General features: G+C 48.7%; 17 protein-coding genes and 1 riboswitch. Of the genes, 11 read left to right on the top strand and 6 right to left on the bottom strand.

Annotation, left to right across the window (positions count from 1 at the left end):
* Window positions 1–14 precede the first annotated feature (14 nt).
* From BN4_RS14535 to BN4_RS17335, 5 genes are all read right to left on the bottom strand, one after another.
* Window positions 15–2,312, bottom strand: a complete 2,298-nt coding sequence (locus tag BN4_RS14535) for an ATP-binding protein (protein WP_015416162.1) — start codon at window positions 2,310–2,312, stop codon at window positions 15–17.
* A gap of 128 nt (window positions 2,313–2,440) precedes the next feature.
* Window positions 2,441–3,430 (bottom strand): BMP family lipoprotein, encoded by a 990-nt coding sequence (locus tag BN4_RS14530; protein ID WP_015416161.1) that lies wholly within the window; start codon window positions 3,428–3,430, stop codon window positions 2,441–2,443.
* Between the two features lie 267 nt (window positions 3,431–3,697).
* Complete coding sequence (locus tag BN4_RS14525) at window positions 3,698–4,195, bottom strand: hypothetical protein (RefSeq protein WP_015416160.1); 498 nt, start codon at window positions 4,193–4,195, stop codon at window positions 3,698–3,700.
* A 211-nt stretch (window positions 4,196–4,406) separates the two neighbouring features.
* Window positions 4,407–4,778: a VanZ family protein gene (locus tag BN4_RS14520; protein WP_015416159.1), complete on the bottom strand. Its 372-nt coding sequence runs from the start codon at window positions 4,776–4,778 to the stop codon at window positions 4,407–4,409.
* A complete protein-coding gene (locus BN4_RS17335; protein ID WP_162138617.1) occupies window positions 4,779–6,392 on the bottom strand; it encodes a diguanylate cyclase domain-containing protein in 1,614 nt (537 codons plus the stop codon).
* A 307-nt stretch (window positions 6,393–6,699) separates the two neighbouring features.
* On the opposite strand from BN4_RS17335, the gene BN4_RS14510 reads away from it, so the two are divergent.
* Window positions 6,700–7,185 carry a PilZ domain-containing protein gene (locus tag BN4_RS14510; protein WP_157871424.1) on the top strand — a complete coding sequence of 162 codons (486 nt, stop codon included), beginning with the start codon at window positions 6,700–6,702 and terminating at the stop codon, window positions 7,183–7,185.
* 70 nt (window positions 7,186–7,255) lie between these two features.
* On the opposite strand, the gene BN4_RS14505 is transcribed toward BN4_RS14510, so the two are convergent.
* Window positions 7,256–8,695 (bottom strand): sigma-54-dependent transcriptional regulator, encoded by a 1,440-nt coding sequence (locus BN4_RS14505; protein ID WP_015416156.1) that lies wholly within the window; start codon window positions 8,693–8,695, stop codon window positions 7,256–7,258.
* Between the two features lie 43 nt (window positions 8,696–8,738).
* Window positions 8,739–8,813, bottom strand: a riboswitch (cyclic di-GMP riboswitch).
* A 233-nt stretch (window positions 8,814–9,046) separates the two neighbouring features.
* Between BN4_RS14505 and BN4_RS14500 the strand changes: the two genes are divergently transcribed.
* The 10 genes from BN4_RS14500 to BN4_RS14455 all read left to right on the top strand — a co-directional run bounded on the left by BN4_RS14500 (window position 9,047) and on the right by BN4_RS14455 (window position 21,606).
* Window positions 9,047–9,601, top strand: coding sequence for a PilZ domain-containing protein (locus tag BN4_RS14500; protein ID WP_015416155.1), 555 nt, complete (start codon window positions 9,047–9,049; stop codon window positions 9,599–9,601).
* A gap of 13 nt (window positions 9,602–9,614) precedes the next feature.
* The gene (locus BN4_RS14495; RefSeq protein ID WP_015416154.1) at window positions 9,615–10,199 is read left to right on the top strand and encodes a polysaccharide biosynthesis/export family protein; all 585 of its coding nucleotides are present in this window, start codon (window positions 9,615–9,617) and stop codon (window positions 10,197–10,199) included.
* Between the two features lie 43 nt (window positions 10,200–10,242).
* Window positions 10,243–11,415: a porin family protein gene (locus BN4_RS14490; protein ID WP_162138616.1), complete on the top strand. Its 1,173-nt coding sequence runs from the start codon at window positions 10,243–10,245 to the stop codon at window positions 11,413–11,415.
* An 11-nt stretch (window positions 11,416–11,426) separates the two neighbouring features.
* Window positions 11,427–13,181: a GumC family protein gene (locus BN4_RS14485; protein ID WP_015416152.1), complete on the top strand. Its 1,755-nt coding sequence runs from the start codon at window positions 11,427–11,429 to the stop codon at window positions 13,179–13,181.
* Window positions 13,182–13,204: 23 nt separating this feature from the next.
* Window positions 13,205–14,017 carry a P-loop NTPase family protein gene (locus tag BN4_RS14480; protein ID WP_015416151.1) on the top strand — a complete coding sequence of 271 codons (813 nt, stop codon included), beginning with the start codon at window positions 13,205–13,207 and terminating at the stop codon, window positions 14,015–14,017.
* 6 nt (window positions 14,018–14,023) lie between these two features.
* A complete protein-coding gene (locus BN4_RS14475) occupies window positions 14,024–15,229 on the top strand; it encodes an ExeA family protein (RefSeq protein WP_015416150.1) in 1,206 nt (401 codons plus the stop codon).
* Between the two features lie 256 nt (window positions 15,230–15,485).
* Complete coding sequence (locus BN4_RS14470) at window positions 15,486–16,166, top strand: VPLPA-CTERM sorting domain-containing protein (RefSeq protein WP_157871420.1); 681 nt, start codon at window positions 15,486–15,488, stop codon at window positions 16,164–16,166.
* A 104-nt stretch (window positions 16,167–16,270) separates the two neighbouring features.
* Window positions 16,271–17,791: a VPLPA-CTERM-specific exosortase XrtD gene (gene xrtD / locus BN4_RS14465; protein ID WP_015416148.1), complete on the top strand. Its 1,521-nt coding sequence runs from the start codon at window positions 16,271–16,273 to the stop codon at window positions 17,789–17,791.
* 13 nt (window positions 17,792–17,804) lie between these two features.
* Window positions 17,805–19,214: a sugar transferase gene (locus BN4_RS14460; RefSeq protein ID WP_015416147.1), complete on the top strand. Its 1,410-nt coding sequence runs from the start codon at window positions 17,805–17,807 to the stop codon at window positions 19,212–19,214.
* Between the two features lie 22 nt (window positions 19,215–19,236).
* Window positions 19,237–21,606: a tetratricopeptide repeat protein gene (locus BN4_RS14455; protein WP_015416146.1), complete on the top strand. Its 2,370-nt coding sequence runs from the start codon at window positions 19,237–19,239 to the stop codon at window positions 21,604–21,606.
* Window positions 21,607–21,732 lie beyond the last annotated feature (126 nt).

Here is a 21,732-nt window from a genome sequence, read left to right as displayed (position 1 = left end):
CAATCCAGTACGCATTAGTGAAATCGGCCAATTTCGATTCGCAAAGCCCGCAAAAAAGCTTCCTTGGAAACAGGTTTCGTCAAATGGGAATTGCATCCGGCATCGAGTGCCTTTTCTCGGACTTCGTTCAGGGCATGAGCAGTCAAGGCAATGATACGTACTGGTGACTTGCGATTCTCCCTTTCCCATTGCCGAATCATCCGAGTGCTGCCATAGCCGTCAAGGACGGGCATTTCGATATCCATAAAGACAATATCGAATCGCTTTTCCCGATACAAGGAAAACCCTTCCTGCCCGTCATGCGCAACAGACAAGGTATGCGCCGTGTCCTTGAGATACACTTCAATAAGCATGACATTGGCTTCATTGTCTTCAACAAGGAGAATCTCCAACGATCGCAGCGTCTTTTGCGGTTGCAAATTTCTGACTGCCATCTTTTCCATTGTGGCCTTGAGCCGTTCCATGCCAGGTGGTTTTGTCAGGATACCGCCGATGGAGTAAAAATCTCCGGCATCCTCGGCAGGCTCTGACGTCAGCAGGATGATCCGTTGCGGATCAAGTCCTCTTTGGACCATTTCTGCTGCCACGTTTCGCCAGGATTTGCCCCCCAAGGGGGTATTGACGACAACCGCGTCATACGTTTCCCCGCTCCCTTCGCTTTCCACAGCTGTCACTGCGCTCTCCAAATCCTCCCGGATGACAATCGATCCACCCCACCCCCTGATACGGGCTGCAAGCCGTTCCTGAAGCCGATCCCGGTCATCAACCAACAAGAGATGTTTGCCGGAAAGAGGAGATGCACCAGGGGCTGTTTCCCGCGCAACATCAAATGGCAGGTTAAAGAGGACATTGGTGCCCACTCCCACCTCACTTTCTATAGCTATTTTTCCCCCCATCATTTCACACAGTGATTTGCAGATGGCCAAACCAAGACCGGAACCACCATAGTTACGGGTTGTGGAGGAATCCGCCTGGGTAAATTTATCGAAAATCGAATCAAGAGCCTCGGGGACAATCCCTATCCCGCTATCCCGCACCAGGAATTGCAGGACCACCGAGGAACCAAACCCTGTCCCTTTTCGAGACAGGACATCAACTTCAACATGAACCGCCCCCGCATGAGTGAATTTGATCCCATTGCTGACCAGATTCATGAGAATCTGCTGCAATCGATAGGAATCGCCAAGCACCATACCGGGGATTTCCGGCGCAATCATGTAATCCAAATCAAGAGCCTTTGCATGTCCGGCATAAGACATCACGCTGAAAACATGAGCCAGGACATCTTCAATCTGAAAAGGAATCGATTCCACAACCACATCCCCACTCTCAATTTTACTCAGATCAAGAATATCATCAATCAGACCGAGCAATGTGGTGCCTGATCCCTGAATCACATTCAAGTAACTTTTCTGTTCACCGGTCAATGCCGTTTCTGCCAAGGCTTCGGCCATGCCAAGGACGGAATTCATGGGAGTTCGTATTTCATGGCTCATTGCTGCAAGGAACTGAGATTTTGCTCGGGTTCCTTCTTCCGCTTTCCGAGCCATGCGCTCTGCATGTGAAACCATGTCCTGCAATTCCATATTTGTTTTTTCCAACTCGTTGGTATGCTCCCGAACCTTGGATTCCAAACCGCCGTACAATTCCTTGAGAGACATACTCATTTCATTGAAATTCTGGGCGAGATAGCCAATTTCATCATCTCTGCCCCCAGCATCGAACACAACAAAATCCCCTTGAGCAACCTTGCGGGTGTATTGAGTCAGATCCTGAATGGGTTTGATGCAGAGTTGCTGGAAAAAACCGCTCAAAACGGTAATCAAACACAGGGCAAGCAGAATGAATAGCATGACCATACGAATCGTCTTTTCAGAAATAGCCTGATCAATACTCTCAAGTTTGAGACCGATATCAACCCGGCCGATCCGGGTGGTTCCTGCCATTATGGGTTGAGAGACCAGGAGCAGATTCCCCCCATACGACGGAGAATTCTTGCGAGTATGATCCTTGGAAATGATATTACCGGACTGGAGAAGGGATTTGCCCTCCACATCATAAATTTCACAAAAGGCGACATCCGGGGACTGCTCCACGGAGAGGGCTTGATCCTCCATCAGGAAATAGCTGAATCGCTGAATATATTCCGAGCAGGAACGAGCAGTCAGAGAGGCCATCCGCTGGCCATGATCTTCAAGAGTATTTATAAGCTCCTGCCGCTGGGAAACAATAACATACGATCCCAGCAGAAATAAAAAGGCAACAAGAATCAATGAAGTTCCCAACAGAACTCGAATCCTCAGACTTTTCATATATTCCTCATAGTAACCGATAGTTCCTCAACAGAAATTCAAAATGAGATGTGCCACAGCCTATCGAGATTTCCGCATAAAACGGACCTGACGAACCGCACATTTTTCACTGGCTCATAGTAGGCAGGTTATCCTTTGGGAAGCAGATCTGTCACCTTGATGCCACCGTTGATTATTTCCTTCCTGATTGCCTTGATCTTCTCCAGTATTTCCGGGTTGATCAGATGCCGTGTATATTTCATTTGACTCAAACTGACCCCACCATTCCCGAGGCCATAGAACGTGATCCCCGGCGAAAAATGACCACCCATGATTACTTGCAATTCATGGTAGAGAGCCGTGTCCAATCTTTTAATCATGCTCGTCAGCACAAACCCTTTTGCCAGGGAATCCTGATCGGAATCAACGCCGATGGCGAGTTTCCCCGTGCGCCTCGCGGCTTCGATAACCCCATTGCCGGACAAACCGGCAACACCAAAAACAATATCCGCGCCTTGCTCATACTGGCCCATGGCTATCCCATAAGCTTTGGCAGGATTGCTGAACCCGGAAAAGTCGCCAGCAGCAGAAAGATACTCGACACGCAACGTCCCATCAGGGCGGGCGTAAAGGAATCCTTCACGATAGCCTTGTTCGAAAGCCTCGACGGGCAACACTTTTGTCCCGCCGATGAAACCGACTGTACCTGTTTGTGTCATATACCCGGCCATGGCTCCGGCAAGAAACGACCCTTCATGCTGCTTGAACATGATGCTGGACATATTCGCCATATCCCTAACCGGCATTTCAACGAGAACAAACTTTTTGTGAGGGTTATCTTGGGCTGCCTGCTTGGCAAGTTCTGTATGCTGCACACCAAGAAGTATAATTATATCAGCTTTTGCAACAAGCTTAAGCACGTCCTGCTCCGTGCTTTCTCCATTTCCCTTCGGTTCCAGGACGATCAACTTGAATCCGAATTCCTGTTGCGCCTTTCTGATCCCACCATAGCCCATGTCGTTGAAGGAAAGATCTCCCAACCCTGAAGCCCCGGTAATAAAACCGACAATAGGCATCTCCGCTTGAGCAGGCAGGACCAGCAACAGGATACTCAAAAAAGACAGGAACCATGGTTTCATATATCTCTCCATTGATTGCATTGACAGTCCCCGGAACGACACCAAACAGCCTCCGCTAAAACCATATATGCAACCGGAAGCGAACAATTACCCATCCCCACCACAAGGAACATGCATGATTGATAAATCACCTCAAGAAGCTCTCCCTTCTTGACGCGAAACAAACTGGAGGGGATGGAACAGAAAAAAGGAAAGACGCAAACGCGTTCTTCCGGTCCATGACAAGGAAGGCTACGGTGCGCCTATGAAGGTTCAACTCTTTGACTTTTAGATCAATCGACGCCGCAGACCAATCAAACCGAGCAGGCCGCTGCCAAGCAACCAAAAGGCTCCCGGTACCGGAGTCGCATTGATGGAAGCACTGACAAACTCCCACTTCTCATCGATTCCGGTGACATCCGACTGAACAAAAATGCCGTTCAGCACGGAAGTCAATGTAAAGATGAGCGTTTTTGTGTACGTATTGGAAAAGCTCATGTCACTGGCGGCCTCGGCAAAATACTTGCTATAGCCATCCGAAAAAGCGGAAAGGATCATGGAATCCTCGGGATCGGATTCTGAATCCCAGGTGCCAAGAGTGGTGTAGGTGATTGAAAATTCATAGGTCCCCGGTGCGAGAGAGCCAACATCACTCCCCAAAACCGCGTAGGTTTCACCATCGCTAAATGGCGAATAGGTCCCACTGTCTGCCCAAAGTGCAGCAGACGCAATCCCAGGAAAGCTCAACACCGCTGCAAACAGAATAAAACGTATCGCGTTCAGCATAATATTCTCTCCTCTGAATAAGCTTTCCAAAGAAAAGCGAGTATGATGCCAACATGGTAACTGTAGTATAAAATCAAGCCTCTAGGGCTGTTTAAATATGCGTACGTATTTTCTGGCACAGAGTATTCCAGCAAAAACGGACATATTCTTTAGAGAAGAGGACAAAAGCCCCTTTCCACAACCACACCCAAACGGGGAGAGACATCAGAATTCAGGACCGCATTCGACCAGCGCGCATCGTCATCCGAGACAGGAATAATCCCACGACAGAGCCACAGAGAACTCCCACGGCGTTGCAAATAAAATCTCCCAATGAAAGATCACGGGAGGGGATATAATTCTGGATGACTTCCATCAATCCACCCCAACCAACAAGAAAGAACATCATCCGCCCCCGCTGATACCCCGGCAGAGCTTCCGCAAAAAGAGAAAGAGTAAAATATGCGCTGAAATGCTCAATCTTATCAATGAAAGAGAACGGCACAGGCTGCCCACTGCCGGGTAAAACAGAGAGAACAGTGACGCTCGTCAGCACCCCCAACCACCCTGCCTGAAACAAGTATTGCGTTGCTCGTAATCGCATTTAGAGTCCAAGTCTTTTCGATTCGTACATTTCCTGATCGGCAAAATCGATAAGTTCCTCGGGGGTCAGCCCATTTTCCGGAAAGTACGCTGTCCCGAAACTGGCATCGATGGAGACTGTCACCTCTTCCAAAACAATCGGCTCATCCAGCACGGCGAGTATCTTCTTGGAGACAACCCATGCTGTTTCCATGAAGGATGCGCCAGGGAGAATAAAAAGGAATTCATCGCCACCGAGCCTGGCAACCGTATCGGTTTCACGCAGGACATTGGAAAATCGGTTGGCAACCTTGATAAGAAGCTGATCTCCGTAACGATGACCATAGCGATCATTGATTCCCTTGAACCCGTTCAAATCAACAAACACCACTGCAAACTCTTCATTATACCTGCGGCTTTTCCTGATCTCCATATTCAATCTCTCAAAAAGCAATGTCCTATTCGGCAACCCGGTCAAGGCATCGTAATACGCCAGCTTTCGCAGCTTTGCTTCAGCGAGTCGAACATCAGTGGAATTTTGGATGGTAACAATAAAACCACTCGGATCATTATTCTTCCATACCCCTGTCAATTTCGTCTGATAATTCGAGGGAAAATCCGTCCTGTTGCTCAAATCGACAACCGGATTGGAAACGGGGTCCAACATGCCCACAGCATGCACGACATTTTCCAGAAGCGGGATGTCATGAGAAAGAGAATACGCGCTTTTTCTACTCAGAGAAACAGAACTCAGGCCCAAGAGTTTTTTCGCTGTCCTGTTACTGTATTGAATCTCTAGATCGGGTGTCAGAGCCACCACTCCTATACCCATGGTATCACTCATGACCCGTTCAATAAGGATATCACTGAGCTGTCTCTGGGCAACTCCCTGGTACGCAATTTCATATTTTTTCGGCTTGAGCAAACCGATCAGGGCACGACGGAGCTGCATAATATCAACCACGGAACGAACGCCGCCATCGGAATCCTCGCAAATGATCAGCCTGTTTGGATTTCCCTCCAATTGAAAAAGAGCTTCTTCTGCCGAAATATCCTCCCTCAAGACAGTCACATTGCTCTGAGCCACATCAACAAGTCGTATATCCCAAAGGTTTTGTCGCATTTCAATGGCTCTGGAGATATCGTGCCGCGTCACAACTCCGGTTGGGCCATCATTTCCCAAACTGACAACATGCGGGTGTTCCTCATGACTTAAAAGCTCCAGAGCCTTGAGACAACTCTCTTTCTCATTAAGAGCCGGGACCCCGGAAGTCACAGGAAGGACTTCACGTATCCGGCGGTTTTTAAAGGTAAGTATTTGACGAAAAGTATCCTTGGCAACAAGACTGATTTGTCCATGGGAACTTGTTAAAATAATATTGTCATATGATTTCGAAGAGTTTTCGTACAGAAAATCGGTGAAGAAAACATCCCCACTGGTCATCACAAAACTCGTTGAGGCACACTCAAGGGCAGACGAGCCTTCCAACCTCCCAGAATGGGAATCAAGGTTCGCGATAAGAGTCTCAATGGTCACAATTCCTTTGAGACGCCCTCCAGCCATCAAGCCGACACAGGCCTCGGGAGACTCCTGCAACCTTTTGATTATACACTTCAACTCAGTTGAAGCTGGCATTCTTTCGCATTGGCAAAGACGAAAACTGCCCATTGTCATCTTCCAATTATCAACTCTCATGATTCATTAACTAAACTTTGTTGTCCTTAAAAAACAGATTAGACATTCCCCCTCTCCAAGCCCCAGTTACTTGTTCAAAAATACATTTTCATCTCGGCTGGTTAACTCTCTTGGCATGGAACTGGCTTAATTCGATTATGCAAATCTCACTCCACGCCTTACCAAAGTTTTTCCGATTCAGGATGATGAAACGAAGTGTAAACGGATGCCTCTCTTCCTACTTGAGCATTTGAAAATGAGAAAAAATGTGGGCCATACAGTAACAATCTGCTTTCAGGTGGTCGAAGAGATTAACGAAGCACTTCAAGACAGGGCTACGTTGGAAAACCGGGATGTCAATGAACTGATAGTCAAGGCGATTGAAAATTATCTCGGTGTCAAGGCCAGCAACCGGCGGGCACACGACCGCACTGTTGTCAACCTCTCTGCTGTTGCCAGACCTATCAGTGAAGAGGTCGGAACAGCCATTTTACCGGGGAAAGTGCGCGATGTCTCTGTGGGAGGGCTCAAGTTACAGTGCGATTACGCGCCGAAAGACCTGATGAGAATCATTGGTGTGGGACATCACGTTGAGATCATTTTTACGGTTCCAGAAAGACAGTACCCGGTTTGTTTCACTTGTGAGGTCAAACACGTCTTTGAAAAAGATGTCTCCGAATTGGGATGTGCGTTCATCAAATCAACCGGAGACAGCCTGGATGTCCTCAAAGAGATTTTACAATTTTCACCATAATCAAGGCACGCTGCAAGCAACTCTCACAAGATATTCCGTATACTGAAGATATGTCCTGCGTTTCAAGGCGCTAACTTGCGTGCTTGTAATCGATCTCATGCTTTTGCAGAAGTTCGTAGAGACGTGCCCTCGACAATCCTGCCACCTTGCAAGCTGCTTTGATATCACCGGCAGTCCGGTTGACCAATTCCAAAAGATATTCCGCCTCCAATTGACTGACGACCTTTTTTCGAACTTCCTTGAATGTCGGTAATTCCTCCTGACTGAAGTGATCGTCAGGGAGCGATGACAGTGGCTGAATGAAATCAGTAGTCAGTTTCTGGTCTGCATTTTCAACATTGTTTTTGACCAGGCAGACTCGCAATTCCCTTGAAAGATGATAGGAATGGAGTGTCTTTGCATCAAAGGAATTTGAAATGGAATGATTGACGGTATTGATCAACTCCCGGACATTCCCTGCCCAGTGATATTCCCTCAAGGCCTGGAGATAATCATCTGAAAACCTCTTTTTGGGAATCCCCTGCTCCTTGCATATCTTTTTCATATAATGAATAGCCAGGGGAGCGATATCATCTACCCTTTCTCTCAAAGGCGGCAGATTGATAATACATGATTTGAGGCGATAATAGAGATCCTGACGAAAAGTCCCGTCATGGACCATTTGAGGCAGGTCCCTGTTCGTCGCGGCCACGAGGCGAAAATCACTTTTCACCTCATTCCTGGAACTCAGCGGCCGGAAAGTATGATCTTGCAAAACCCGTAAAAGGGCCTTCTGGATAGTCATATCGAGATCCGCAATTTCATCTAAAAAGATGGTTCCACCATCCGCCTGTTTGAAAAGCCCCTCCCGCCGTTCTTTCGCATCGGTAAAAGTCCCTTTCTCATGACCGAACAGGATACTTTGCGCCAAAGTCGTCGGCAGATTAGTACAATCGACAACCGTAAAGGATTGACTGCTCCGCTCACTATTCTCGTGAACAGCTCGGGCAAACAGCTCCTTGCCGGTCCCTGTTTCGCCAAGAATAAGGACGTTATTCTTGGACCGGGCAACGATGCCGACCCACTGGATGGCCCGAAGCAGTTGAGGACTGCCTCCAATAATTGGTCCCCGATGGAATGTGGATTCGGCAATGAATCGACTTTTGGCTTCCCTATGCTTGAGACATCGGGAAATACACTTTTCGAGATCAGTAAAACTCACGGGTTTGACGAGAAAATCCCATGAGCCGAGTTGAATGGCTTCTTCGGCGTTTTTTCCGCTGCCGCTGGCCGAGATGATGATGACATCAGGATTGCCCGGTGAGTTCATGACACCGGCGATATGGTCAAGCCCGCTGTGCGCACCGAGATAAACATCGAGAAAAACGAGATCAAAAGGGTTTTTCTCCAGTTCCTGAAGGCCGGCCTCAAGACTCGTCGAAGTAATGCAATCAAACCCAAGGCGCTTGAGCATTGTCGCAAAAATCAGACAAAAGTCCTGTGCATCGTCTATCAGCAGAATTCGAGCCATGGCACCAATCTATAGAATCAAAGGTGAAAATCCACACACTTCAATTGGCAACCCGGCTATCTCCAAGAGACCCGTGGCTTTCCGTCCTGGGCTCACACCCAGTTTGGCTTGGTAACGTAACGAAATCGGACTTCTCTATCGCACGGTAAATTAATATTTGGAAGAGGGAATGAAGTCATAGGGGTAAAAATGGTGTTTTTTCCTGAGCAGTACGGGAGATACTCCCGGTCAACCTGTCCGATTTTTCCAGAATGCAATTGTTTATGGTCTCTTAGATGTATTTTGTCGGAGCAAGGGTGAGCATATGCTTAACTATTTTTCTTTTGGCACAATTATTTCAGTAGGGTAAGGATGTCTGAAGATGTTTTCCCTCGGTATTCCATCAGCGGCGAACTGGCCCTTGACCTGGAGACGATCGCCAAAGAACTCGGTACGCCTCCTGAAGCTCTGCTTGAAGCAATTGTCGAAGAATATATTCATACGCAGCAGTCTCCATGTGCAACCGAGGAAGAGAGGCGTTCTTTTCAACGTGTTGAAGTCAACGTCCCGGCGATCATTTATATTGAAGAGGAAAATGGTGCATCGGTCGTCTATCAACCAGCCTTGCTCAAGGACATTTCCCCTATCGGCATCCGTATTGTCTGCTCCGGGAAAAAGCTGTGTGGCCGTGTCATAACCGACTATCCTGTAGGATTGAGATTCGAAATCATATTTGCCTTCACCGACGACATGGACCCGATCCGCTTTCAATGCGTGGCCAGACGCATTGAGGTCATGGGGGAAGAATTACAACTGGGTGCGCTGATTACAGGATCATCCGATGAAGGGCAAAAAGCATATGAAAAGCTGCTTAAAGATTATGGACTGGCATCCATGCAACTGACGAAAATGAATCCGACACTGTAGTCGAGGAAATGCTGTGAAACGTCCCTTTTTTTTATTTGCCTTTGCTTTGATCGCTCCACTCACCCTTGCTATTCTTTTTCTGTGTCCTCCGGCGCACGCTGCATCAATGTCGGATTTTCGGCTCGGAGCTGGGGACATTTTGGAAGTCTCCGTTTGGGGAGATGAAGCTCTGACCCGCCCCAATGTCATCATCCGCCCCGATGGGATGGTCTCCTTCCCTCTTGTCGGCGACATGAAAGCAGCCGGGAAAACAGTCGAGGCATTGCGCAAGGAATTCGAAAAGCGTATAAAGGAATATGTATCCGATGCACCGGTGACGATCATGCTGCAACAATTGGGGAGTCCTCAAGTCTACGTTGTGGGCAAGGTCAACCGGCCTGGCGTCTATCTGATGAGTGGGCAGATCACTGTTTTGCAAGCCCTTGCCTTGGCTGGCGGCATGACACCATACGCGGAAAGTGACGACATTCTCGTCGTCCGCATCGGAAAAGAGGGAAAACAAACATATCTTCCCTTCAATTATGTCAAAGCGGTCTCAGGAGATGGTCTGGAACAAAATATTCCCCTCCTGCCGGGAGATACGGTCCTTATCCCCTAAGACAATGACCGCAACAAGAACTTCCCGCGCCAAAAGAATCCAGATGAAACAACGCATTCCTTTTTCAACCACACTGTGGATCATTCTCCTAGTATGGAGCGTACTTTATCCTGCGCCGACACGAGCCGAACAAACGGTTTTCATACCGAAGATCATGGTTCAAACGACATATGACGACAATGTTCTCTTCAAGGACACAGGAGACCTCGAACTGAGGCTTACCCCTTCCATGAAATTGAAATACAGAGCCGAGGACTGGGAACTCACGGGAGGCGGCAAGGCGGTCCTCTTCCGCTATGAGGATCTCACCGAATATGACCGGGAAAACTATGACATTTGGTTCAAAGGCAGCAAGGAACTCAACGAGCGATTCCAGCTCAAACTTGACGCCAGTTATGACTATAACCACACATTTGTGGAAGAACTGGCCCAATCCGGCACCCAATCAACCACAAGCCTGAGACGCAGATACTCAATGTCCCCCGGAATATCCTGGAATGTTTCGGAAAAAGACCGACTCTCCATCACCATTCCTCTGTCTGCGACACGATATGCCGGAAAAACCAACCCGGATTCAACTGAACGCGGCAGTCTGGTGACATGGAGTCACGGCCTGAACAACCAACGAACCGCCCTCCTGGCTCAGGGAAGCTACAATCACTATGACTATGACCGTACAAACGGAGATACCCGGCAGGATGTGTACAATTTGATGGGAGGCTTCAGCTACAGACCCACTGAACTTCTCGAATTCGTCGGGTACGGAGGTCTGGGATACGCCAATTCCATAGCAACTGTGGATGGCGGAACGGATAAAACGGCCTCTGACATCTATCCGAGCTTCGACATTTCCGGAACCTACGCACGCGAAAAATGGAAATTCACTCTGGGAGCGGACAGAATGATTTCACCTTCCATTTATGGAGAGTCAACGACCCGCGCACGGGTGCGGGCATCAAGTGAATATGCATTCACCGAACGCCTCACAGCGTCATTCGAAGGAGCATTCTACACCCTTGAAACCGAAGGGCTGGTCGCTGAAACAGAAAAACAGACATTTTCTCTCCGCCCGACAATACAATACAAATGGACCAAGGATGCAGTTATTCGACTTGAATACAAACACACATCCATCGAAAACCGGATCAGTCACAACACAGATCAACAGAACAGGATAGCCCTTCGATTCGAATACTCCTATCCAACGTTCTTCTAGCCGAGGATTCAATGGAAACGAACACCAACGATATCAGACTTTACATCAACGCGTTCAAGCGGAGATTTTGGCTGTTCGCCATTCCAACAGGCGCTTTTTTCATGCTGACTGCGGCAATCATCTTCCTGCTGCCTTCAATCTATACATCGTCTGCGACAATTTTGGTGGAAGGACAGGAAGTCCCTCAGGAACTCGTTCAAACTACTGTAACAGGGTATGTTGAAGAACGGTTGCAATCAATCAGCCAAATGGCCTTCAACCGCCAAAATCTCATGGCTATCATTGATCGTTTTGGCTTGTATGACGAATATAAGGACAGCCTGACATCTGAAGAGATTCTCCAAAAAATGCGGGACAATATCAAAGTCGAAAACATCCAGGCTGAAGTTGTCAACAATACGGGGAGAGCCACGACCGCAACCATCGCCTTTACCATCTCGTTCGATGGCAAATCACCCAAGAAAGTTTTACAAACAACGAACGCCCTCGTCTCCCTCTTCCTTGAACAAAACCTGAGACAACGAGAAGAAAAGGCACTGACCACCCTCGACTTCCTGAATAAACAGCTGGATGAACTCCGACAGGATGTTCAAAAGTCAGAATCGAAAATAGCGAGCTTCAAGGAAAAAAATTATCGTTCACTGCCGGAATTGATGGAATTGAACTTGCAAAGTCTTGACCGTATTCAAAAAGATATCGATGCCCGACAGGAAATGATCAAAACACTGACTGATCGCAGGGTCTACCTGGAAGGTCAACTGGCCACCGTCGATCAGACCATCTATTCGTATTCCGCTGACGGCAAGCGGATCATGAGTCCTGAAGAGGAATTAAAATCTCTGCGTAGCCAGTATCTTTCCTACAAGACAAGCCGGTCGGAAAAACACCCGGACATGATCAAACTGAAGGGACAGATCGACCTGCTTGAGGCTGAATTGACACACAGAAACAAGGGACGAGATATCAACGCCGAACTCGGATCATGGGAACGCAAGCTTGCACGGTTACAAAAAAAATATACGAATAAACACCCGGACGTCATCAATGCCAAAGGGAAAATAGCGGAACTGAAAGCCTCACTCCAAGTATCGTCCAAGAATCAGGGCGTCTTGCGATCGAATGAAAATCTGGACCAGGAAAATCCGGCGTATATCAACCTCAAAACGCAAATCAAAGCAACCAGCCTTGAAATCCGCAATGAACGAAACCTGCTGACAGAGCTTCGTAAAAAATATGATCAATATGTCTCATATATCGAACAAAGCCCTCAGGTTGAGCAGCAGTACACGAGCTTACAGCGAGATTATCACAACTCCAGTGTCAAATATCAGGAAACAATGCAGAAGGTGCTTTCTGCCCGCCAATCCCAAGAACTCGAAAAAGAGCATGTCGGTGAAAAACTCTCCTTGATAGAACCTCCTGTCCTACCGGAAAAACCATACAAGCCCAAGAGGCTGCTCCTGCTTATCATCGCCATGATCGTCTCAACAGCAGGCGGCCTCAGCCTTGTCTCTGTCGCCGAATTTATGGACCACTCGATCCACGACAGGACTTCGCTTGCGTTATTGACCAAAATCCCAGTGATCGGCGTCATTCCCTATGTCCAGACCAGTGAGGAAATGGCACAGAAACGCCGCAGAAGGGCTGTCATCCTCACCATCTCGGCAGGAGCAGTGATCTGCGCAATCCTCCTCGTCCACTTTTTGGTGCTCCCGCTGGACATCATTGCCCTCAAGATCCTGAACAAAATTCAGGTCATTGTTTAGCTGAGCAAAAAAGGTATCTCCCAATGAGCAAAATAGCCAAGGCACTACAAAAGGCTCAAGACGAGCGAAACGACATTTTGGAGCAGGTTTCTCCGTCATCCCCCAGCATGTCTTCTGACAAAGAAAAGACCGAAGAAGCGACAGTTCGTCACAACTATCGGATGACCCAGATTCAGGAGGCCGACGATCTCCATCTGGAACGCAATCGCCTACTTACCAGTGGAAGCGCCCAATATATAAGGGATTCATTCAACGTCCTCCGAGCGAGAATTTTGCAAATAACCCGTACCGATGGGCTTAATTCCATCATGGTAACCAGCCCTCGCCGCAAAGAGGGCAAGACGATTGTCGCGACCAACCTCGCCATGAGTTTGGCCCGGGACGCCCGACAGACCGCCCTGCTGGTCGATACGAATCTCCGATGGCCGGGTGTGGCAACAACCATGGGTGTATGCAGAGGGCAAGAAGGAGGGCTGGAGGAATATCTCATCGGCCACCTGGAACTTCCTGAACTGCTGGTCAATCCGGGGATAGATAAACTTGTTGTCCTGCCAGCCTGCCGAGCCACCACAGAATCAGCCGATCTTTTGAGTACGCCCAAAATGCAACAACTCGTGAAGGAATGTAAAAGCCGATACCCCGATCGTTATGTCATCTTCGACTGCCCTCATATCATTGATATGCCGGACTCCCTTGTTTTCTCAACCTATGTGGACGGGGTGATTCTGGTTGTTGAGGAAGGGAAGACTTCGCAGGAGGATATCCGGGCTTCCCTTGAAATGCTGAGTGAGGCCAACATTCTTGGCGTTGTTTTAAATAAACATTTCAGCCAGTAGACTCCCATGTTTCGATCATTTTACGGTCTTCGCGACAAACCATTCGATATCATTCCGAATCCGGGCGTGCTTTACGAAAGTAACAAGCACCGGCAGGCGCTGACATATCTTCAATACGGTTTCACGGAAAATATCGGCTTTATCCTCTTCACGGGTGAGATAGGCACCGGCAAGACCACTTTGCTTAAGTACCTGTTGACTCAAATTGCTTCCGATGTGGAAGTGGCTGTCGTTTTCAATACCAACGTCGATGCCCAGGAACTCCTCAGGCTCATCCTCATTGAGCTTGAAGTCAGTGGAGTCAGCCAGGACAAGTCGCACAATCTCGATTTGTTGAACCAGCATCTCATTGACATATTCAGGCAAGGTCGCCGCTGTCTCCTCATCATTGATGAAGCACAAAATCTCTCGCATGAGGCACTGGAAGAAGTCCGACTGCTCTCCAACCTGCAAACCGAGACAACGCCGCTGCTCCAGATAATCCTGGCGGGCCAACCTGAATTACGGGACATAATCAGCAGCCCTGGGCTGGAACAACTGGCTCAACGAGTGGCCATCAACTATCACCTCGCCCCTTTATCGCGGAAAGAACTGGGTGAGTACATTGAGTATCGCCTTCAGCGAGCCGGGGCAGGAAGTGAACCCATCTTTGAAGCTGGAGCCGTGGATCTGTTGCACGAACACACAGGAGGCGTGCCAAGGGCTGTCAATATCCTGTGCAACGCAGCGCTGGTCTACGGATATGCCGATTCACTTCCAACCATTTCACGCGAAGTCATTGAACAAGTCGTTCTGGACAATATCGGCATTACGCACCACCCAAAGGACTCATCCCGTGCAGCCGGTACAGACAAGAGTCAGACTGCACAACATGCAGTGGACGAGCATATGCTCGGCAGAGTAGCCCACCTCGAATCCATGGTTTCCAAACTGACAGCACAGGTCAACATCCAGGCAGGCCACATTGATGGGGGCATAGCGGCCGGTAATGAAAAACTCGTTAACTCACTCACTGACCTGCTGGACAAGGAACGGGTCAGATCAGAGCGATATTTCGGGCGTTGTATCGCCCTCTTTCACAAAAACAAAATGTTAGGCAAGGAACTCGAAAAGCACCAACGTCTGGGAAAAACGGAGAGACTAAAAACCGATGAACAGACGGGTTCAAAACAAGGCTTGCTCAATTCCCTCATCAGCTTCTTCACCGGATAGAGCGGTGCCCTTCTACTTCCACCATTCTCAAAACGCCAAATATCGTCTGTTTTTATACAGCCTTTTGAGGCTCCCCCCCGATTGTTTCATGGATATCCGGGTTTATCCATGTCTGCATTTATCAGACAAAGACGCTCCCCCCTTTTCCAACATCCCTCTATATATTTATTTAACCATTTTAAACAGTATGTTAAAAACCATTTCTTTTTCTTGGCACAGATATTTCATTGTTGCTGCAAATACGAGAATGGAGGGAATGATGCAATTCAAGTCCTTGATTATATCAAGTACAATTATGCTGCTCTGCGCCACCAGTGCTCATGCAGTCTCGCTTTCATATTTTCACGAAGCCTATTTCACTGACGGCTCCTGGAGTGGGACAGTAACAGGCGGATCTGCGGACAGTTCTTCACTCACTGACAAGATCAGTGGAATCGACACTACTTTCACCGGAGACTGGAATATTTCTCAAGCCGGTGGACTGCAATCCCTTGTGACATCGACTTCCAGTGCCAACCCGTCAATCCTCTTTAATAAAGGTGCATGGGAATTTGCCCTTGCCAGCAGTACAAAACAAAGTGGGTCCTTGGCAGTGACCTTGGATCAATCCTTGAGCAATCTCAATTATACAATTCAAATCAAAGACTTCAGCGCAAACATTCTGAATATTGCGACAACGGTACTCAACAACACCATTACATTCGACCTGCAAAGTCTGCCCACAAGCATTTTCTCTTTCTCGGTACTGAATGATGACGACGGAACCCTTTTCACCATAGATTCTTTAATCTTCATTGGTGAGAACCTCGGAAGTTCATATGGTAGCCAGCAATTTGATGCGCTTGTTTACAATCCGACCCCACTCCCGGCCAGTGCGTTTCTGTTACTTTCCGGACTTGTGGGGATGGTCGGAATTCGTCGACTGAGAGCATCCTGATTGAACAAGAATCTTTCGAGAGAAAGGGAACCGCACACCAACTCGGAGTACGGTTTCCTCCTTTTTTTGAATATTCACCCTTATTTTCTTGAAGCAAGGCGACCATGCTCACGCGACGAAATTTTTTCTATTGTACAGCCTCCATCGCATGGATTGTTGTATTCTGGTCAGACTTCCCCATTCTCCTGCACGAATGGAATGCCGAGGATTATTCACACTGTTATCTGGTTCTACCCATCGTTGGGTATCTGCTCTGGACCGAAAGAGGAAAGAGAGCAGGGAAATTAGGAGGCGGAGCCTTCCTCGGCCTTGCCATATGCCTTGTCGCGGTCCTGTTTTTTCACATAGGACGCTTTGCTTCACTCAAATTTTTTGTCCACCTCGCCATGTGGATTTCACTCTGCGGCATAGCATTGCTGTATCTTGGGGACAAGGCAATCAGAAGCCTTTGGATGCCCATGTTGGTAGGATTTTTTGCTGTCCCACCACCTGTTTTCATTACACGAATGACCAGTCTCAAATTACGGCTGATATCCTCTGTACTTTCAGAAAAAATGCTTCAATTCATCGGGATACCGGTCTATCGTGAAGGGAATGTTATTGATCTCGGAGTTATTCAACTCCAGGTGGTCGATGCCTGTAGCGGGTTGAGGTATTTATGGCCATCTCTGCTTATGGCCTTACTTGTCGGATGGTTTTTCCTTTCGGCACCACGGAAGCGGCTTCTGCTTCTTGCCATCGCCATACCGGTCACGATCCTTTCCAATGCCTTTCGCATTGCCCTGACCGGGGTTTTAACCAAATTCATCAACCCGGCTCTGGCGGAAGGATTCTTCCACGATTTTTCAGGCTGGCTTGTCTATGTCCTTTCACTTGGGCTGCTCGGGGCGTGCGCATGGCTTCTTGCCGACCGGCCCCACCACCCCGTCCGGTCACAAGAGAATCTCCCCCCGTGGATTCTACCGCATACTCAATGGACCGGTTTTGCCGCATGCTGCTTCCTGGGCATCATGCTCTACAGCCAATTCCATCTGCTCCCGGCACAACGCATTCAAGCGCGGCATGATTTCACAAGTTTTTCTGCACAGATCGGCCCCTGGACAGGGCAGAGAATTTACCTTTCCCAACCGGTTGTACAGAGCCTGGGAGCAGACGATTATGTCAACATGGTCTTCCGGAATAAAGACACACAAGATGCCATTTACGTCCTGATATCATGGTACGATCAGCAAACCACAAGTCACGCCGCTCATGCGCCCACATCATGTCTGGTCGGCGGAGGGTGGGATATCATGAACAAGCAGGTCCTCGACGCCGGACAATCCGATGAACGGAATTTCCCCGTTACGCAGATGACTCTGGACAAGAATGGACAGACCATCATTTCCAATTTCTGGTTCCTGCAGCGCGGCCGTGTCGTGGTGAACGAATGGCTCAACAAATGGCACCTTCTCGTAGATGCACTCTTCCGGCAAAGGACCGATGGGGCTCTTATTCGTCTGGAAATGCCAGTCAGGCCTGATTCCTCTGTCATGGAGACACAAAAAACTCTCAATTCATTTGCCCGCCAACTCAGGGGGCGACTCACACCATTTCTGCCTGCCGGATATGAAAACCCGGTATAAGTAAAGACGCACCATGTACAAGGAACAAGTATATGTCACTACCAACGTGGCCCTGATTTTGGACGGTCTCGTCATCATCATGGCCGGATACGGGGCCTACTACATCCGCTGGCTCATCGGAGCGCCAAACTGGGTCATGGATGGAGGGCTTTTCACCTCGATTGTACTTTCATTGATGTTCATCAATTGTTTTGTCCTCGGACAGTTGGGGTTTTATACATCCCATTTCAACCCGCCTTTCTCTATTGCACTGGGTAAATGCGCAGTCGCTGTATCCATTGATTTCTCCCTGCTGACCCTCGGTATGTTTTTTGTGAAAGAGGAAGAAATTTCACGAATTTTCATAGGAAGTTACGCAGCCATGGTTTTTGCCGGGACCATGTTTGTCCGTTTTCTCTTTCACGCATTTCTCAGGAAAGATGCCAATGCATACAGCATGCGTCGGATCCTCCTTGTCGGCAATCACGCCAGAGTGAAGGCCGTGGCCGAAGCCTTTCACAGACAAACCAGTTGGGGCCACTGCATTGTCGGCTGGCTTTCCGTCAACGGCTCAGAACCTGTCGAGGACATCCCACACCTAGGAGACGCCACTATTTTTTCCGATATTGCCGTGGAAAAGGATATTGACGAGGTCGTCTTTGCCTTGCCGCCCTCATTGCCCTTCGACTTTCAATCCAGACTGGATATATGCAAGAAAATGGGCCTGACATGTCGAATCGTTCCAGCCATGTTCACTCCGGGGGAAGAACGGTGGGGCATCAGGATCGACAGTATCGATAATGTCCCGGCCCTGAGTATTGCCGGAACGACCATCAACGCGACAGGCCTCTTCTACAAGAGGATATTGGACATCATCGGTGGTGCGGCAGGATTCCTGATCTTTTGTCTTATATATATACCTGTTGCCATCGCCATACGTATGGAATCCCCCGGCCCCATCCTCTTCAGTCAGGTCCGAGTCGGCCAGAACAATCGCAAATTCAAGCTGTTCAAATTCCGCTCCATGTTTCTTGATGCAGAAGCACGGAAGCGGGAACTCATGGCCCACAATGAAATGGACGGTCACATGTTCAAGATGAAAAATGACCCTCGCATTACCAAGGTCGGTAAATTCCTGAGAAAAACATCCTTGGATGAGTTTCCTCAATTCATCAACGTCATGCGCGGAGAAATGAGTCTGGTCGGGACACGCCCCCCAACCGTGGACGAAGTCAGTCATTATGAGAAATGGGAACGCCGCAGAATCTCCATGAAACCGGGTGTCACCGGTCTATGGCAGGTCTCTGGCAGAAATAAAATAAATAAATTCGAGGATGTTGTCCGCATGGACCTCGATTACATTGATGGGTGGCGTTTTATGCGAGACGTCAGGATTCTCCTCAAGACCATATGGGTCATTCTCAATAAGGACGGGGCTTCCTGAGCCTCTGATTGCCGGAGTCAGCATGTTGAAAAAAATAGTTTTCGTCTTTCTCATATGCCTCGTTTGCGTAGCGTGCGCCTCTTCAGAAGAAAAAAGTATCGAGGTCTATCAAAAAGCCATGGCGTATTATGCCGAGGGGAACATTCCCGATGCACGCATTGAGGCCAAAAACGCCATCAAACTGGACCCGAAAAACGCTCTTGCGTATCTCCTGCTCGGCGATTGTGCCATTCAAGAACAAAACTGGCAAAGCGCATTCGGAGCCTATGGTCAGGCCGTGGAAATCAACCCGGATTTGACCAAGGCGCAACTAGGCCTTGGCCGGCTTTATCTGCTCTCCCGGCAATACGACAAAGCGGAGACTCTCGTAACACAACTGCTGGAAAACGAGCCAACCAATACCGATGCCCATTTGCTCCATGCCGGACTCCTCCTGCAACAGGGAGATCACACCGGAGCCATGCATATCCTCAAAGCGATTCTAACGGAAGAACCGAGCAATACCGATGCCGCTCTTGGCCTGGTGACGGCCTATGAACGAAAGAATGAACTGGAAAAGGCATATGAGATTCTTGAGCAATCAATCAGCGAAAACCCTTCCAACATCGCATTCAGGTTCAAGGCCGCAACCATGGCTGAGAAAGCGGGAGACTTCACCGCTGCGGAAGGACACTACCTGAAGCTTCTTGAAATATCCGAAAAGAAAACACCCGTCAGCATGATGCTTGCTCGGTTGTATGAAAAATCCGGACAAATCCGAAAAGCTGAAAAAACGATTCTTGATGTCGTGCGGTCCGATCCTGCAAACATAGACACCCGACTTGCCTTGACAGGCTTTTATCTTCGCACCAAGCAATTTGACAAAAGCCTGCAAACCATTACAGCCATGTTGCATGATAACCCCGACGCCATCCGTATTCAGTTGGCTCGAGTTGATATCCTCATTGCCAAGGAAGATTTTACGACGGCCAAGGCATCCCTCACTCATATTATTGAACAATTCCCTGATCATCCCATGACTGCCCAGGCCTTGGCCAAACTGGGATTCCTGCAAAGCAAGGACAAAAATTTCGTTCAGGCTCTCGTCTATTTTGATGAGGCCATTGGACGCAATCCTTCACCCGAATTCATGTTCCTGCGCGCCCAGGCCCGTCTTGGCCTGAAAGATATCGAAGGAGCCATTTCCGACCTGCGGATAGTACGAAACGACATGCCCAACAACTACAAGGCCCGAGACCTCTTGGCCCGTGCCTACCTGGCGCAGGATAAAGGATTGATGGCAGTTGAAGAACTCCATGATATCCTTGCAAAAAATGCAGACTACTCACCTTCCAGGAATCTTCTGGTCAAATATTATGCGCGATACGGGCAATGGGCACTCGCCGAAGAGGAGCTACACAAACTCATACAACAAACCCCGGAAGATCCAGCCCTGCTTATCGCTCTGGGGGATGTCAAAAGGATGCGTGGAGAAAATGAGCACGCTGCCGAACTCTATCGAAAAGTACTGAATTTGACTGACGGACATGGTCCCGCTCTGCTGCGACTTGGACTCCTGGCTGAAGCGGCCGAACAGTATAGCCAGGCCATCTCATATTATGACACGGTACTTGCGCTCCACCCAAAATCCGCAGCAGCCATCGAAAGAAAACTCTTCGCACTCAGTGCGTCAGGCCAAAAGAAACGCCTTGTGTCTTATGAGGCGAGCCTCCTCAAAACCATGCCGAACAGTCCTGCTCTTCACGACATACTCGGAAGATTGAGCCTGACAAACAAGGATATGGAAAATGCGGAAAAAGAATTTCGTCTCGCCAACACAATGGAACCGGATTGGGGCGTCCCCTACCAGCGCCTGATCAGCGTCTACCTGGCAACCGGGCAAATGGACAAGGTCATTCAAGAATGCAGGACAGCCCTGTCTAAAAATCCTGATGCTCTTATTGAAGAATTTCTCCTCGGCCAAATCTATCAGATTCAAGGCAAAACCGATAAAGCCATCGAGGCGTACAACTCGGTTTTGCAAAAAAAAGCCGACTTCAGCCCAGCGGCCAACAATCTGGCTTATCTCTATGCCGAAACACACACAGACACCCAAACGCTTGAAAAAGCTCTTGGCCTGGCCCTGACAGCGGCAGCTAAAGGCACCCCGGAATCCCTGGATACGTTGGGATGGATATATCACCTGCTCGGCAACAGGGAACAATCCATAGAAACTCTGCGTAAGGCGTTTGAAGGAATGCCTGAGAACAAAACAATAGCCTATCATTTGGCCACGGTTCTGGCCAAATGGTCCTATACGGCTGAAGCCCGACGCATTGCCCAATCTGCCTTGACCGGAAAAGGCACTTTCCCGGAACGTGAAAAGATGCAGGAGCTCCTGAAAACCTTATAAGGAGTTGAGGTCTGACTGGCCACGGAGAGACTGCTTTGCTGTCAACGTTCACTGTCTTGTGACACGGAATCCTTTTTTTCCGGACTCCGCATCTTTTCAGCAAGAACTTCTTTTATGAACAGTACA

The organism is Pseudodesulfovibrio piezophilus C1TLV30, from assembly GCF_000341895.1.
GTDB classification, from domain to species: domain Bacteria; phylum Desulfobacterota; class Desulfovibrionia; order Desulfovibrionales; family Desulfovibrionaceae; genus Pseudodesulfovibrio; species Pseudodesulfovibrio piezophilus.
Note: the sequence above shows the minus strand (reverse complement) of the source record. Positions and strands in the feature narration are given on the sequence as shown.

Coding starts and splice junctions, on each gene's coding strand:
- BN4_RS14535 (WP_015416162.1), bottom strand. CDS start 2,312: ATGAAAAGTCTGAGGATTCGAGTTCTGTTGGGAACTTCATTGATTCTT.
- BN4_RS14530 (WP_015416161.1), bottom strand. CDS start 3,430: ATGAAACCATGGTTCCTGTCTTTTTTGAGTATCCTGTTGCTGGTCCTG.
- BN4_RS14525 (WP_015416160.1), bottom strand. CDS start 4,195: ATGCTGAACGCGATACGTTTTATTCTGTTTGCAGCGGTGTTGAGCTTT.
- BN4_RS14520 (WP_015416159.1), bottom strand. CDS start 4,778: ATGCGATTACGAGCAACGCAATACTTGTTTCAGGCAGGGTGGTTGGGG.
- BN4_RS17335 (WP_162138617.1), bottom strand. CDS start 6,392: ATGCCAGCTTCAACTGAGTTGAAGTGTATAATCAAAAGGTTGCAGGAG.
- BN4_RS14505 (WP_015416156.1), bottom strand. CDS start 8,695: ATGGCTCGAATTCTGCTGATAGACGATGCACAGGACTTTTGTCTGATT.
- BN4_RS14500 (WP_015416155.1), top strand. CDS start 9,047: ATGTCTGAAGATGTTTTCCCTCGGTATTCCATCAGCGGCGAACTGGCC.
- BN4_RS14490 (WP_162138616.1), top strand. CDS start 10,243: ATGAAACAACGCATTCCTTTTTCAACCACACTGTGGATCATTCTCCTA.
- BN4_RS14485 (WP_015416152.1), top strand. CDS start 11,427: ATGGAAACGAACACCAACGATATCAGACTTTACATCAACGCGTTCAAG.
- BN4_RS14480 (WP_015416151.1), top strand. CDS start 13,205: ATGAGCAAAATAGCCAAGGCACTACAAAAGGCTCAAGACGAGCGAAAC.
- BN4_RS14475 (WP_015416150.1), top strand. CDS start 14,024: ATGTTTCGATCATTTTACGGTCTTCGCGACAAACCATTCGATATCATT.
- BN4_RS14470 (WP_157871420.1), top strand. CDS start 15,486: ATGATGCAATTCAAGTCCTTGATTATATCAAGTACAATTATGCTGCTC.
- xrtD (WP_015416148.1), top strand. CDS start 16,271: ATGCTCACGCGACGAAATTTTTTCTATTGTACAGCCTCCATCGCATGG.
- BN4_RS14460 (WP_015416147.1), top strand. CDS start 17,805: ATGTACAAGGAACAAGTATATGTCACTACCAACGTGGCCCTGATTTTG.
- BN4_RS14455 (WP_015416146.1), top strand. CDS start 19,237: ATGTTGAAAAAAATAGTTTTCGTCTTTCTCATATGCCTCGTTTGCGTA.